Genomic DNA, 13368 nt, shown 5'->3' with positions numbered 1-13368 from the left:
AGGGGTTACTGTTGATTAAATCCTTGTTTTTTTACAAAGTCCTTCATATACATTCGTTTCGGATTTTCAAGCATATTTGCCATCTGCCCTGTCCACGTATCTGTACGCTTCCCTTTTGTACGTTGTGTATAATAATCAGAAATTGTTTGATTGTAGGTTGCAAGTTCTTGTTTATATAGATCTTTGTCTTGTTGATATCCCTCTTCATGATAAACATGTTCGAATGGAAGTCGTGGCTTTTTATCAGGCATTTGTGCCGGATAGCCAACAGCAATTCCGAAAAGTGGAATCACAAATGTAGGGATATTTAAAATTTGACAAACCTCTTCTAGATTATTACGTAAGCCGCCAATATAGCAAGCACCTAATCCCATTGATTCTGCCGCAAGTACAGCATTTTGTGCAGCTAAAGCAGCATCAATTGTGGCAACCATGAACTTTTCTGTACTCTCCAAAGAGGTCGATAAGTCCTTCTCTTCTATTTCACTAATAACTTGGTGGCGATGAAGATCACCACAAAACACGAAGAAATGTCCATTTTCCGCAACATAGGCTTGATTACCAACTATCTCAGCAAGTCTCTGCTTTTTATTTGGATCCTTCACTCCGATAATGGAATAAGCCTGAATAAAGCTAGAAGTTGAGGCCGCTTGGGCACATTCAACAATAGTGCGGATTTGTTCGTCTGTTAATAATTTTTCTTCAAATTTACGAATCGAACGATGATTCATAATGGTTTCAATAACTGGATTCATGATTATGTATCCTCCTCATGGCGTCTTACTTGGTATGGCTTGACTTAATATCAAACTTAAAAAAATCCTTAGACATATATGTATGTTGAAACACCTGCTTCGCTTCTTCAAGGAGTTTCTGACAATCTTCTCCTTGGTATCTTGAACTAATATGAGTCAATATCAAGTTTTTAACTCCAGCCTGTCTAGCAACCTCTGCTGCCTGAGTAGTCGTCGAGTGAAAATAATCATGAGCTAAACCCGACTCATTCGAGCTAAAAGTCGCTTCATGAATAAGAAGATCCGCATTTTTTGCTAGTTCAATACTTTCTTGAACAAAACGAGTATCACCTAAAATGGTTACAATTCGTCCCTGTTTAGGCGAACCAATATATTCTTCTCCATTAATCATACGCCCATCCTCAAGAACGACCGTTTGACCTTCTTTAATTTTTTGATAGATGGGACCAGGTTTAATCCCTTCATTGGATAGCTTGTTAACTAGCAATGTTCCAGGCAGGTCTTTTTCAACAATGCGATACCCGTAGGATTGAATTCCATGGTCTAGCTCTTTTGCAGTCACACAAAATTGGTCATCTTCAAAAACCACTCCTTCTTCGATTTCAACCACATCTAGCGGATATCGAATATGAGTCGTACTTACGGTTAATGAAGTGTCAATAAATGCTTTTATTCCCTTTGGACCATAGACGGTTAATAAAGACTCTCCTCCTTGAAAGGAGCGACTTCCTAAAAATCCAGGCAATCCAAAGATATGGTCACCATGTAAATGAGTGATAAAAACCTTTTCTATTTTCCCTGGTTTTATGGATGTATATAAAATTTGATGCTGTGTTGCCTCCCCACAATCAAACAACCAGGTTGCTCTCCGCTCATCAAGCAGTTGTAAGGCAATTGAAGTGACATTCCGCTCTTTTGCAGGCACCCCTGCACCCGTTCCTAAAAATACGACTTCCACTTGAGAAATCCTCCAATTAATCGATAAGTTTATTACGTTTTCCTCTGTTTTCCTATTACCTACTATATCATATTCTGCCTTTTCTTCTCCATATATGCCCTTTTACGTCGTTCTACCGAATATCCATTCCCTGTTAAGGCATACTTTAGATGAATACAAAAAAATAATTTGAATTAGTTGATTTACTAAACAAAAAAGTATAAATTAAATAGATAACAAATTGCGTGGAATTGGGGGATTATTATGACAAATACAGCACCAAAATCAATCGTAATTATTTTTGGAGCAACGGGTGATTTGGCAAATCGAAAGCTCTATCCTTCTATATATAATCTTTATACAAAAGGAAAACTTTCTGAGGATTTTGCAGTAATCGGTGTAGCAAGACGTCCATTAAAAAATGAAGAATTTCAAGAAAACGTAAGAAATTCAGTTGCAGGACAATTTGAGGAGCAGCGAAATGATATTGAAAAATTCTCAAAACTTTTTTACTACCATCCATTTAATGTGAATGACACTGCTTCTTATCGAGAATTGAAAGTAATTGCTGAAAAATTAGATTCAACTTACAACACAGGTGGAAATAGAATCTTTTATTTGGCAATGGCTCCAGAGTTTTTTGGCACAATTGCGGTCAATTTAAAAACAGAAGGATTAACCTCAACAGAAGGTTATACAAGACTTGTCATTGAAAAACCATTTGGACATAATCTACCTTCTGCAAAACAACTAAATGAACAGCTTCGCCATGCCTTTTCAGAGGACGAAATTTACCGAATTGACCATTATTTAGGTAAGGAAATGGTACAAAACATTGAAGTCATTCGCTTTGCGAATGCCATTTTCGAACCACTTTGGAACAATCGTTACATATCTAATATCCAGGTCACTTCAAGTGAGGTGCTTGGTGTAGAAGATCGTGGTGGCTATTATGAAAAATCTGGGGCACTTCGTGATATGGTTCAAAACCATATGCTTCAAATGGTGGCACTTTTAGCTATGGAGCCACCGATTAAATTAAATACTGACGAAATTCGAAGTGAAAAAATAAAGGTATTACGCGCCCTTCGACCATTGGAAGAGGAAGATGTTAAAAAGTATTTTGTTAGAGGGCAATATGATGCTGGCACAATAAATGGAAAAAATGTACCTGGTTATCGCCAGGAAGAAAAAGTAGACCCGAATTCAAATACGGCTACATTTGTTGCCGGTAAGCTGATCATTGATAATTTCAGATGGGCAGGTGTCCCTTTCTATATCCGTACAGGAAAAAGAATGAAGGAAAAATCAACAAAAATTGTTGTTCAGTTTAAGGACATTCCTATGGATTTATATTATAGAGAAGAAAATGACCGTCAAAATCCTAACCTGCTAGTCATTAATATTCAACCCGACGAAGGCATCACGCTCTATTTAAATGCGAAAAGACCGGGACAAAATACAATGACATTACCTGTAAAGCTTGATTATTGCAATAACTGTATCGACGGCATTAATACACCTGAGGCTTACGAAAAGCTTATTTTTGACTGTATGATGGGTGATACGACAAACTTTGCTCACTGGGATGAAGTTGCCCTTTCTTGGCGTTACGTAGACTCCATTTCAAAAGTTTGGGAAAATCAAATTGCAACGGAATTCCCGAACTATCCTTCTGGATCTAACGGTCCAAAAGCAGCTGATGAATTATTGGCCGAGGACGGATTCCACTGGTGGTCAGTAGAGGATTAAAACAGCAAGAGACCCCTTCTCTAATGAGTTGAGGTCTCTTATCAAATACGCCAATGCGTATTTGCGCCCAGATTTTTAGACCCACAGGAAGTGGGTCATAAAGACGTTGCCACAGGACGTGGCGTATTTAGTCTTTGATCTTACTGCTCGAAAAACTTCCTCTAAAAAATCTGAGGCATCCGCCGGAAGCTTTAACTATATTCAGCAGAAGCCCTACTTCTGCTGAATATAGTTAATCACTTAAAAAATCCTTCTCGAAGCTCGTTCCATGTTCATTATTTCGAGGATTTTTATCTTTTGGAAGCTTGATTCCCTTTGTTAGAATCTCGTTCCCATACTTGCCTTTCAATTTGTCTATCGCCTTAAGTAATGGTTCTCTCTTTGCTTCTTTTTCATAAGAAAACAGATCGAGCTGTTTATATGCCTCATGTTTCTCAACTAGTTCCTGTGCTGTGACACCCAATAATCGGATGGGTTCACCATTCCAATGTTTTTTCCAGAGATGCTTAGCAGCAAGAAAAATTTCATTATCTTGATCAATCGGATTCTCAAGCTTTCTGCTTCTTGTTACCGTTTTTCGATCGCCATAGCGAATCATTAACTGGACATTATTTGATAGCATGTCCTTTCGTCTAATTCGACCCCCGACAGAGTTCGAAAGTCTTTTGATGACCCCAAGAAGCTCCTCTTCGTCTGTTGAGTCATATGGTAATGTTGTTGAATTCCCGATGCTTTTGAAATCTGAATAGGCATCTGGATCAACAGGGCGATTATCTATTCCATTTGCTCTTTGCTTTAGTCTTTCCCCATTAATACCTAACAATTGCTTTAATTGAATGTCATTTCCTTTTGCAAGATCACCGATTGTTTGAATTTTAATAGTCGAAAGCTTTTCAGCCGTCCGTGCTCCCACACCATGCATTTCACCAACTGGCATTGGCCAAAGGACAGTGGGTACATCTCGTTTTCGTAGAACAGTAATTCCTAACGGTTTTCTCATATCCGATGCCATTTTTGCTAGAAATTTATTAGGCGCAATCCCGATACTAGAAGGAAGCAGAAGGTTCTTTTGTAAAGTTTCTTGAATAGAGTTCGCAATTTCAATCGGAGTTCCTTTTTTATAACAGTCCGTAATATCAAGATAGCCCTCGTCGATGGAAACAGGTTCAACTATGTCCGTATATGAACGAAGAAGATCAAACATCGCTAATGATGCCCTACGGTAGCGTTCAAAATTTGGCTTCCGGACGATGAGGTTTGGACATTTTCGTTTCGCCTCCCACAATGGCATCGTCGTTTTTACCCCAAATGCACGTGCCTCATAGCTACAAGTGACGATAATCCCTTTACGCTCGTCAGGATTACCTGCAATCGCCAGTGGCTTTCCTTGTAAGCTAGGATCATAGGCAATTTCAACCGACGCAAAGAAACTATTCATATCCACATGTAAAATAACCCTTCCATTTTTTGGATACATCTCTTTCATGTTATGCACTTCCCTACTCATCCACTATCACTAGTTTATCATAGAAAAAAGCCACCTATTCTAATGGTGGCTGTGAATGTGTTCCTCAATTCGTTCGAATCCTTCTAGACCGTAAAAAAGTTTGTGAGGGTCTAGTAAAGTAATCAATCTCCCCTCAAGGGTCGCAACTCCTGTAATATAAGAGGAAAGCTGATAGGTTACATTCAATGGTTTTACTTGATTTTGAGGAATATCGATAATTTCTTTCGCATCATCAACGAGTAAGCCAACTGATAGTGTATCCGTTTTGACGACAATGATCTTCGTTTTATCCGTATGATTTACTGATTTATTAAATAAAATAATTCCCGTATCCACAATCGGAACAAGTTCTTCTCGAATGGTTAGGACCCCTAGCATGTAGTTCGGCATTTGTGGTATAGCATTAAGCCGCTGTGCCCTTTCGATGGATATCACGTTTAATACAGGGACACCAAATTCCTCGTTTCCTGCTGAAAAAACAACAACCTTTTGGTCTTCCTTCATAAGTTTCACCTCTACCGTAGTAACAACAATCTATATTCTCTTTTTATCATACTTTACCCATTTGGGAAAAGAAATAAAAAAAGAGAAACTCCCATACTAAAAGAGAATTTCACTTTTTGGAATGAACTTTATTTTGCAACCTCTTCAACAATCGCAACGATTAGTTCAGCCGTTTTAACGAGTTCTTCGATTGGCATTTTTTCATTTGTTGTGTGGATTTCTTCATAACCAACTGCTAGATTTACTGTTGGAATGCCATGTCCTGCGATGACGTTCGCATCACTGCCTCCACCACTTTGTTGTAGTTCACTTTGACGTCCGATTCTTGCAACTGCTCGTTTTGCAACCTCAACAACATGGTCACCATCTGCAAATTTAAAACCTGGATACATGACTGTCGTCTCAACCTCTGCTCTACCACCCATTTCAGCAGCTACAGATTCAAAAGCTTCTTTCATTTTTCGAACTTGGCTTTCCATTTTTTCTGTAAGTAATGAACGAGCTTCAGCCAAAATTTCAACATGGTCACAAACGATATTTGTTTGTGTTCCACCTTCAAAACGTCCAATATTTGCAGTTGTTTCTTCGTCAATTCGACCTAAAGGCATTCTTGAAATTGCTTTAGCAGCCATTGTAATCGCTGAGACACCTTTTTCAGGGGCAACACCGGCATGTGCTGTTTTGCCAATAATTGTTGCTTTCACCTTCGCTTGTGTTGGTGCAGCTACAATAATGTTACCAACCTTGCCATCACTATCAAGGGCATAGCCATATTTTGCAGTAATCATCGAGCGGTCCAATGCTTTAGCGCCCATAAGACCTGATTCTTCACCTGCTGTAATAATAAATTCGATTTTACCATGTGAAATTTGATTTTCCTTAAGCACTCGAATCGCTTCAAACATTGCAGCTAAGCCTGCTTTATCATCTGCACCTAAAATGGTTGTTCCATCTGAGACAATATATCCATCCTTGATAGAAGGCTTTATGCCCTTACCAGGGACAACTGTATCCATGTGAGATGTAAAATATATGGTATCCACATCATTTTTTGTTCCTTCAAGGGTACAAATTAAATTCCCTGCACCATGTCCGGTTTGACCAGTTGTGTCATCCTCAACAACATGTACACCCAATGCTGTAAATTTTTCTTTTAAAACCTTGGCAATTTCTGTTTCGAATTTTGTTTCTGAGTCTACTTGTACTAACTCTAAAAATTCATTGACAAGTCTATCCTGATTAATCATAATTATGTACCTCCAAGATGTATAGGCTAATGAAATTAGCCTACCACATTATCTTCAAAAATCAAATTCGTATGCCTACAAAGGAATATTTCCATGCTTTTTATTTGGGCGAGTTTCTTTTTTATTACGAAGCATTTCTAATGCCTGAACGATTTTAACTCGTGTTTCACGAGGATCAATGACGTCATCAACCATGCCCTGACTAGCTGCAACATATGGGTTGGCAAACTTTTCACGATATTCTTCAATTTTCATGGCACGGGTTTTTTCCGGATCATCACTTTCACTAATCTCACGAGCAAAAATAATATTGGCTGCACCTTGTGGACCCATTACAGCAATTTCGGCGTTTGGCCATGCAAAAACTAAATCAGCCCCAATTGATTTACTATTTAATGCCACATATGCTCCACCATAAGCTTTTCTCAGGATGACCGTTAGTTTTGGTACTGTTGCTTCAGAATATGCGTATAAAATTTTTGCACCATGACGGATAATACCTCCATGCTCCTGTTTTACCCCTGGGAAGAAGCCGGTCACATCCTCAAATGTAATAAGGGGGATATTGAAGGAGTCGCAAAAACGAATGAATCTTGAGGCTTTATCAGATGAATCGATATCAAGCCCACCAGCCATATATTTCGGCTGGTTACATACGAGACCTACAACTTCCCCTTTTATCCTCGCAAAACCTACAACAATATTTTTAGCAAAATCTTTATGAATTTCCATGAATGATTTTTCATCCACCACTTGTTCAATCACTTTGCGAACATCATATGGTCTGACTGCATCAAATGGAATAATATCTGTTAGATTAGGTCGATAATCATCATCTTCTTTTACAGGTAGAATGGGTGATTTTTCTTCATTATTTTGAGGTAGATAGGTTACTAAATCTCTTACCTGCTTTAGTACCTCCTCCTCTGTTTCTCCTGAAAAATGTGCGTTCCCACTGATTGAATTATGTACGCTTGCTCCACCTAAGTCCTCTGAACTAATTTTTTCACCTGTCACGGTTTCAATGACTTTCGGTCCTGTAATAAACATTTGAGATGTCTTTTCCACCATAAAGACAAAATCCGTAATCGCTGGAGAATAGACAGCCCCACCTGCACACGGTCCCATAATTACAGAAATTTGTGGAATGACCCCTGAATAGATTGCATTTCGGTAAAAAATATGACCGTAACCATCCAGAGAGACAACCCCCTCTTGGATTCTTGCACCTCCCGAATCATTTAAGCCAATAAATGGCGCACCATTTTTAGCTGCTAAGTCCATGACATTTGCGATTTTTTTCGCATGCATTTCACCGAGCGCTCCACCAAAAACAGTAAAATCTTGTGAAAATAAATAAACCGCTCTTCCGTTGATTTTTCCATAACCAGTAACGACACCATCGCCAGGTCCCTTTTTATCAGCTAAGCCAAAATCCGTACTACGATGTTCAATAAATGGATTTAGCTCTACAAAGGTTCCTTTATCAAGTAATAAGTCAATTCGCTCTCTAGCCGTTAATTTTCCTTTTTCATGCTGTTTATCAATCTTTTCATCACCACCGCCTAGCTCTACCTCACGACGACGATCATATAGTTCGTTTATTTTCTCATAGATATCAACCATTATTTATTTCCCCCTTACTTGGTTTCTCGCAAAGTTCATATAGAATACTCCCCGTAGATTTTGGATGCATGAAGGCAATCTTAGCACCGCCTGCGCCGAGCTTAGGCTTATCTGCAAGCATTCGAATGCCATGTTTTTTGATTTCTTGGATACGCTCTTCAATGGAGGATACACCTAAAGCGATATGGTGAATTCCTTCACCTCGTTTTTCAATAAATTTAGCAATTGGACTTTCTGGGGAAAGTGGCTCCAATAACTCGAGTTTTGACTCACCAATTTTGATGAAGGCCACTCTAACTTTCTCTGATTCTACTTTTTCAATTCCTTCTAACTTAAGATTGAGAACGTTTGTATAAAATGGAAGGGAATTTTCAATTGATGAGACAGCAATTCCAATATGGTCAATCTTTTCAATCATAGTTTCACTCCTCAAGCGAGCGCTCGCTCAATGTTGTAAGCGCTTCATAGATATATAAGTATATTTTATCACGAACTCATCAAAAATTGTGTATTTTCAGTTTAAATGAAGAGGACTTAATGGTTGTCCAACTGTCATTTTCGCGGTAAAATATGAGTAAACATGTAAGCAGAAGGGAGTATGTGACATGTCCCGTAAAACTCAAAAAATTGTGGTTTATTTAATGATTGCAGTAATGGTTATTACTACTCTTTTAGCAGGGGTAGGTATGTGGTTCTAATTCGAAGATGTAAAGTGTTACGAGGCTTGTAGACATCCTAAGGAGGTGACCTAAATGGTCACCTTTAGCTATATTATTTTACGTTGGCAACCCTTTGAATAATCTTTTTATAATTAAATATTCTTCCATTTCTTTAATAAATTGAAGAAGAGCAGCTCTTGTCTCAAACTCTTCCCGAGTTTTTGGCAATGGCATTTCCCTAAACACTTTCCTCATCTCTTCAAGTTTCTTCAAGAAAACACTTGCTGTGTTACCAGGATGAATGGATTGGCTCACTTCCAAGATAAAATCGGCAACCATGCTCCTTTGCTCAACCGACTGAGTAATCGAAGTAATCGTAGGTAACATCCTTTGCAGAATTTCAAATTGCTTTTCTCTCATTTCAAAATACGTATAATATAAATTTTCATCGCGCATGAGGTTATTTTCAACATCTCTAAATGCAATTCTTTTCGCCTTATTTAATAAATTTTCAACAGCTGTTATCTCTCGACCATCCCATATACTTTCACCAGTCCGAAGATAATGAACCATTTCATTTAAAATATTTCCAAACAGGGATTCAAGTTCTTGTTGGTAAGCCCGAAGTTGCTTGTCAACACTCGGCATATATAAGTTTATGAGTAGAGCCACACCAATCCCAATAATAATTAAACCTAGTTCATTAACAATCAAATCAAATGTTACCTTTCCGGCTGAAAATATATGCAAAATAATGACGGTACTTGTTACAATCCCATCTTTAGCTTTTACGGCTACAACAGTAGGGATAAAAAATAGCAATAACAAACCAATTGTTAATGGATGATAGCCTATTCCCTCGAAAAATACGGATGAAAATAGGATTCCAACCACACATGCAATAAATCGTTCCCACGAACTCTCCAGCGATTTTTTCCTTGTTACTTTTATACATAAAATCGTTAAAATTCCAGCAGAAGCAAAACTATCAAGTCCTATTAGTTTTGCGATTGATATAGAAATCGTTGTACCTATTGCTGTTTTTAAAGTGCGATAACCTATTTTAAACATAAATCGGCTCCTAAAAATCAATAATGGTTTTATTATATTGTTATCAATAGGAAAAATAAAACACCTATACAATTCCTAGTATGACTAAATTCACGAAAAAAGGAATGATCACATGGATCATTCCTGTTAACTTATAGAACTTTTTCTAAGAAATCTTGCGCACGTTGGCTTTTTGGATTTGTGAAAAATTCATCAGGTGTTGTTTGTTCAACGATTAACCCATCATCCATGAAAAGTACTTTGTCTGCCACTTCACGTGCAAAGCCCATTTCATGAGTTACAATGAGCATCGTCATTCCAGTATTAGCTAAGCCCTTCATAACATTAAGAACTTCTTTTACCATCTCAGGATCAAGTGCGGAAGTAGGCTCATCAAAAAGCATGATTTCTGGTTCCATTGCTAAAGCCCTTGCGATCGCAACCCTCTGCTTTTGTCCTCCAGAAAGACGATTTGGATATTCATTTTCTTTTTCTGATAAACCAACTTGCTTTAATAGCTCCCTCGCTTTGTTTTCCGCTTCACTTTTTGAAATCCCTTTTACCTTCATTGGAGCGTAAGTAAGATTTTGAAGAACCGTCTTATGCGGAAATAGATAAAAATGCTGAAACACCATTCCGATATGCTGACGAACCTTCGTAATATTCGTCTTTGCATTTGTGACTTCATCTTCCCCAACCCAAATCTGTCCTTGAGTTGGTCTTTCAAGTAAATTTAAACATCTTAGAAATGTTGATTTTCCAGAACCAGAAGGACCAATAATAGCAACAACCTCACCTTGTTTAAAGGTGGTCGTAATCCCTTTTAACACTTCAAGCTTTCCAAAAGATTTATGAAGACCTTCTACTTTAATATGATCATTACTCACTACGACGCAACCTCCTCTCAAGTCTTCCTCCTAGGAATGTGAGGATTGTAACAATAATCCAATAAACTAGACCAGCAATTAATAATGGCTCAAAATAGCGGAATGTATTGGATCCGACAACTTGAGCACGTCTCATAATATCTAATAACCCAATTGTACTTACAATTGCAGATTCCTTTGTTAAGGTTATAAATTCATTTAAAAGTGCAGGTAAGATATTTTTTACTGCCTGTGGAAGGATAATATCCAACATCATTGGGCGGTACGAAATCCCAAGTGCTTCCGCTGCTTCTTGTTGACCTTTATCTACAGCCTGAATACCCGCTCTAATGATTTCAGAAATATACGCACCTGAGTTTAATCCAAATGCTAACACCCCAGCTACAAATTTATCAATATCATAATGAAAAAGCTGTGGGACTGCAAAATAAATTAAAACCAATTGGAGGATAAGTGGTGTTCCTCTAAATATGGATGTATAAATATCCGCAAACCACTTTAAAAATGAAACCTTACTAATTTTAAAAACCGCTAAAATTGTCCCCAAAATTAAACCTAAAATTGCCGATACTAGTGCAAAGGATACCGTAAGGCCGATCCCTTCTAGTATAAACGGAATTGAAGGCACGATTCGGGAAAAATCAATATCCAAACCCATGCCTTACACCTCATTTCTACATTTATTCAAATACGTCTCGACGTATTTGCGCCTAGATTTTTTAGGCCCACACGAGGTGGGTCACAAAGACGTTGCCACAGGACGAGGCGTTCTTAGTCTTTGATCTTATGCTCGAAAACCTTCCTTTGAAAATCTGTGGCATCCGCCGGAGGCTAAACTTTATTCAGCCTATGGGTGCTCACAATCATAATATACATAATATAGATGATAATTTCATTCCCCACTTAAAGTGGAAGGACCTTTGCTGAATAAAGTTTTTTTATTTTTCGATCCATTCTTGTTCGATTGCTTTTAACTCGCCATTTTCCTTCATTTCATCTAAAACCTTATTAAATTCCTCAGTCAGTTCACTGCCTTTTGCAAATGCAATCGCCATACCTGGTGAAGCTTCTGTTGGGTCATCAAAACCTGCTAAATCAAGTTCTTCAATGAATCCTACTGCAACTGTCTTATCTAAATACACTGCATCGATTCTTCCTGCTTTTAGCTCTTGAATTAATTCTGGAGCCTTATTTAAAGCTGAGATTTCAAGATTTTTAAGTGTTTCTTCTTTAATCTTTTTAGCTCCTTCTTCTTGAATGGAACCTAATTGAACCCCAACCTTTTTACCGTCTAAATCCTCTAATGATTTAACATCAGAATCCTTTAATGTAACAAACATTTCCCCAGATTTATGATATTCTGTTGAAAAATCTACACTTTCTTTACGTTCGGCAGTTGCTGACATACCTGAAATGATAAAATCAATACGTTCTGCTTGTAATGCGCTTATAAGACCACCAAAGTCCATGTTTTCAATTTTCAGGTCATAACCAAGTTTTTCTGCAATTTTCTTCGCTAACTCAATATCAAATCCAATATATTCGCCTGTTGTCTCATCAATTGTTTCAAATGGTGGGAAATCAGCAGATGTTCCCATTGTTAAAACTTTCTTTGATTCCGTACCTTCTTCAGATCCTGTTGCATTGTCATCGCTTGTCCCACAAGCTGCTAAAAATGCAATTGATAAAATAGTAATCAATGATGCTAGTAAAAACTTTTTCATTATATTTTCCCCCTAAGACGTTATTTATAATTATTCGATAGAATGTATTTTAACACATCTGCATAAATATACAATATGTTTTTTAAAAATAATAATTGATTAATAATTCTATCATTTGCATAATGATTACAATTTATTCGGATTACAAGGGAGTTCAGAGGGAAAATTTAGTGTTTATTTTAGTGCAATCTTCATTTAATACTTTACTAATATAAACTATTAAAGTAAAAAAGTAATAAAAGATTCATCTCATTATGCATAATTTATGACAAAAAAAGAAGCCTAAAAGGCCTCTTAAACTTCTTCACAATATTCTTCAAAGGTTTCTTGTAATTTAGTGATGACATCCATTGGCTCATGCCCTTCGATTTCATGACGTTCAATCATTTTAACAATTTTTCCATCTTTTAATAATGCAAATGATGGAGATGACGGCGGATAACCTTCAAAATATGATCTGGCTTTTTCTGTTGCTGCTTTATCTTGCCCTGCAAATACTGTTACTAATTGATCTGGGCGCTTATCATAATGGATCGAATGTGCTGCTGCTGGTCTTGCAATTCCACCTGCACAACCACAAACAGAATTAACCATCACTAAAGTTGTACCCTTACGATTTAATACTTCATCCACCTCTTCAGGTGTTTTTAATTCTTGATATCCAGCATCAGTTATTTCTTTTCTGGCTGTTTGTACTATATCTGTCTCTTATACACATCT

At 37.4% G+C, this 13368-nt stretch carries 14 protein-coding genes; 2 read left to right on the top strand and 12 right to left on the bottom strand.

Annotated elements, in window-relative coordinates:
- Window positions 1-5 precede the first annotated feature (5 nt).
- Window positions 6-755 carry an oxygen-insensitive NADPH nitroreductase gene (gene nfsA, locus E1I69_RS01290; RefSeq protein WP_136377833.1) on the bottom strand — a complete coding sequence of 250 codons (750 nt, stop codon included), beginning with the start codon at window positions 753-755 and terminating at the stop codon, window positions 6-8.
- A gap of 25 nt (window positions 756-780) precedes the next feature.
- The gene (gene rnz, locus E1I69_RS01285; protein ID WP_136377832.1) at window positions 781-1713 is read right to left on the bottom strand and encodes a ribonuclease Z; all 933 of its coding nucleotides are present in this window, start codon (window positions 1711-1713) and stop codon (window positions 781-783) included.
- A 243-nt stretch (window positions 1714-1956) separates the two neighbouring features.
- Here rnz and zwf point away from each other — a divergent pair, with 243 nt between their 5' ends.
- Complete coding sequence (gene zwf / locus E1I69_RS01280; protein WP_136377831.1) at window positions 1957-3444, top strand: glucose-6-phosphate dehydrogenase; 1488 nt, start codon at window positions 1957-1959, stop codon at window positions 3442-3444.
- A gap of 232 nt (window positions 3445-3676) precedes the next feature.
- Here the strand turns inward: zwf and E1I69_RS01275 are convergent, their stop codons facing one another.
- The 5 genes from E1I69_RS01275 to mce all read right to left on the bottom strand — a co-directional run bounded on the left by E1I69_RS01275 (window position 3677) and on the right by mce (window position 8746).
- On the bottom strand, window positions 3677-4930 hold the full coding sequence (locus E1I69_RS01275) for a DNA polymerase IV (RefSeq protein ID WP_136377830.1): 1254 nt from the start codon (window positions 4928-4930) through the stop codon (window positions 3677-3679).
- Window positions 4931-4990: 60 nt separating this feature from the next.
- Window positions 4991-5455 carry a chemotaxis protein CheW gene (locus E1I69_RS01270; protein ID WP_136377829.1) on the bottom strand — a complete coding sequence of 155 codons (465 nt, stop codon included), beginning with the start codon at window positions 5453-5455 and terminating at the stop codon, window positions 4991-4993.
- Window positions 5456-5583: 128 nt separating this feature from the next.
- A complete protein-coding gene (locus tag E1I69_RS01265) occupies window positions 5584-6702 on the bottom strand; it encodes a tripeptidase T (protein WP_136377828.1) in 1119 nt (372 codons plus the stop codon).
- Between the two features lie 75 nt (window positions 6703-6777).
- Window positions 6778-8328, bottom strand: coding sequence for an acyl-CoA carboxylase subunit beta (locus tag E1I69_RS01260; RefSeq protein ID WP_136377827.1), 1551 nt, complete (start codon window positions 8326-8328; stop codon window positions 6778-6780).
- Window positions 8321-8746, bottom strand: coding sequence for a methylmalonyl-CoA epimerase (gene mce, locus E1I69_RS01255; protein WP_136377826.1), 426 nt, complete (start codon window positions 8744-8746; stop codon window positions 8321-8323). The genes E1I69_RS01260 and mce overlap by 8 nt, the downstream gene beginning before the upstream one ends.
- A 187-nt stretch (window positions 8747-8933) precedes the next feature.
- Here mce and prli42 point away from each other — a divergent pair, with 187 nt between their 5' ends.
- On the top strand, window positions 8934-9026 hold the full coding sequence (prli42, locus tag E1I69_RS24320) for a stressosome-associated protein Prli42 (RefSeq protein WP_152983165.1): 93 nt from the start codon (window positions 8934-8936) through the stop codon (window positions 9024-9026).
- 78 nt (window positions 9027-9104) lie between these two features.
- On the opposite strand, the gene E1I69_RS01250 is transcribed toward prli42, so the two are convergent.
- The 5 genes from E1I69_RS01250 to E1I69_RS01230 all read right to left on the bottom strand — a co-directional run bounded on the left by E1I69_RS01250 (window position 9105) and on the right by E1I69_RS01230 (window position 13347).
- On the bottom strand, window positions 9105-10058 hold the full coding sequence (locus tag E1I69_RS01250) for an aromatic acid exporter family protein (protein ID WP_136377825.1): 954 nt from the start codon (window positions 10056-10058) through the stop codon (window positions 9105-9107).
- Window positions 10059-10189: 131 nt separating this feature from the next.
- A complete protein-coding gene (locus tag E1I69_RS01245; protein ID WP_278186132.1) occupies window positions 10190-10924 on the bottom strand; it encodes an amino acid ABC transporter ATP-binding protein in 735 nt (244 codons plus the stop codon).
- Window positions 10917-11576, bottom strand: coding sequence for an amino acid ABC transporter permease (locus E1I69_RS01240; protein WP_136378025.1), 660 nt, complete (start codon window positions 11574-11576; stop codon window positions 10917-10919). The genes E1I69_RS01245 and E1I69_RS01240 overlap by 8 nt, the downstream gene beginning before the upstream one ends.
- A gap of 286 nt (window positions 11577-11862) precedes the next feature.
- A complete protein-coding gene (locus tag E1I69_RS01235) occupies window positions 11863-12648 on the bottom strand; it encodes a transporter substrate-binding domain-containing protein (RefSeq protein WP_136377824.1) in 786 nt (261 codons plus the stop codon).
- A gap of 294 nt (window positions 12649-12942) precedes the next feature.
- Complete coding sequence (locus E1I69_RS01230) at window positions 12943-13347, bottom strand: BrxA/BrxB family bacilliredoxin (RefSeq protein ID WP_153206433.1); 405 nt, start codon at window positions 13345-13347, stop codon at window positions 12943-12945.
- Window positions 13348-13368 lie beyond the last annotated feature (21 nt).

Origin of the sequence: Bacillus timonensis (assembly GCF_004799755.1) — a bacterium.
Classification (GTDB): domain Bacteria; phylum Bacillota; class Bacilli; order Bacillales; family Bacillaceae_L; genus Ferdinandcohnia; species Ferdinandcohnia timonensis_A.
This window is presented reverse-complemented; position numbering and strand designations above follow the sequence as displayed.

Coding starts and splice junctions, on each gene's coding strand:
- nfsA (WP_136377833.1), bottom strand. CDS start 755: ATGAATCCAGTTATTGAAACCATTATGAATCATCGTTCGATTCGTAAA.
- zwf (WP_136377831.1), top strand. CDS start 1,957: ATGACAAATACAGCACCAAAATCAATCGTAATTATTTTTGGAGCAACG.
- E1I69_RS01275 (WP_136377830.1), bottom strand. CDS start 4,930: ATGAAAGAGATGTATCCAAAAAATGGAAGGGTTATTTTACATGTGGAT.
- E1I69_RS01270 (WP_136377829.1), bottom strand. CDS start 5,455: ATGAAGGAAGACCAAAAGGTTGTTGTTTTTTCAGCAGGAAACGAGGAA.
- E1I69_RS01265 (WP_136377828.1), bottom strand. CDS start 6,702: ATGATTAATCAGGATAGACTTGTCAATGAATTTTTAGAGTTAGTACAA.
- E1I69_RS01260 (WP_136377827.1), bottom strand. CDS start 8,328: ATGGTTGATATCTATGAGAAAATAAACGAACTATATGATCGTCGTCGT.
- mce (WP_136377826.1), bottom strand. CDS start 8,746: ATGATTGAAAAGATTGACCATATTGGAATTGCTGTCTCATCAATTGAA.
- prli42 (WP_152983165.1), top strand. CDS start 8,934: ATGTCCCGTAAAACTCAAAAAATTGTGGTTTATTTAATGATTGCAGTA.
- E1I69_RS01250 (WP_136377825.1), bottom strand. CDS start 10,058: ATGTTTAAAATAGGTTATCGCACTTTAAAAACAGCAATAGGTACAACG.
- E1I69_RS01235 (WP_136377824.1), bottom strand. CDS start 12,648: ATGAAAAAGTTTTTACTAGCATCATTGATTACTATTTTATCAATTGCA.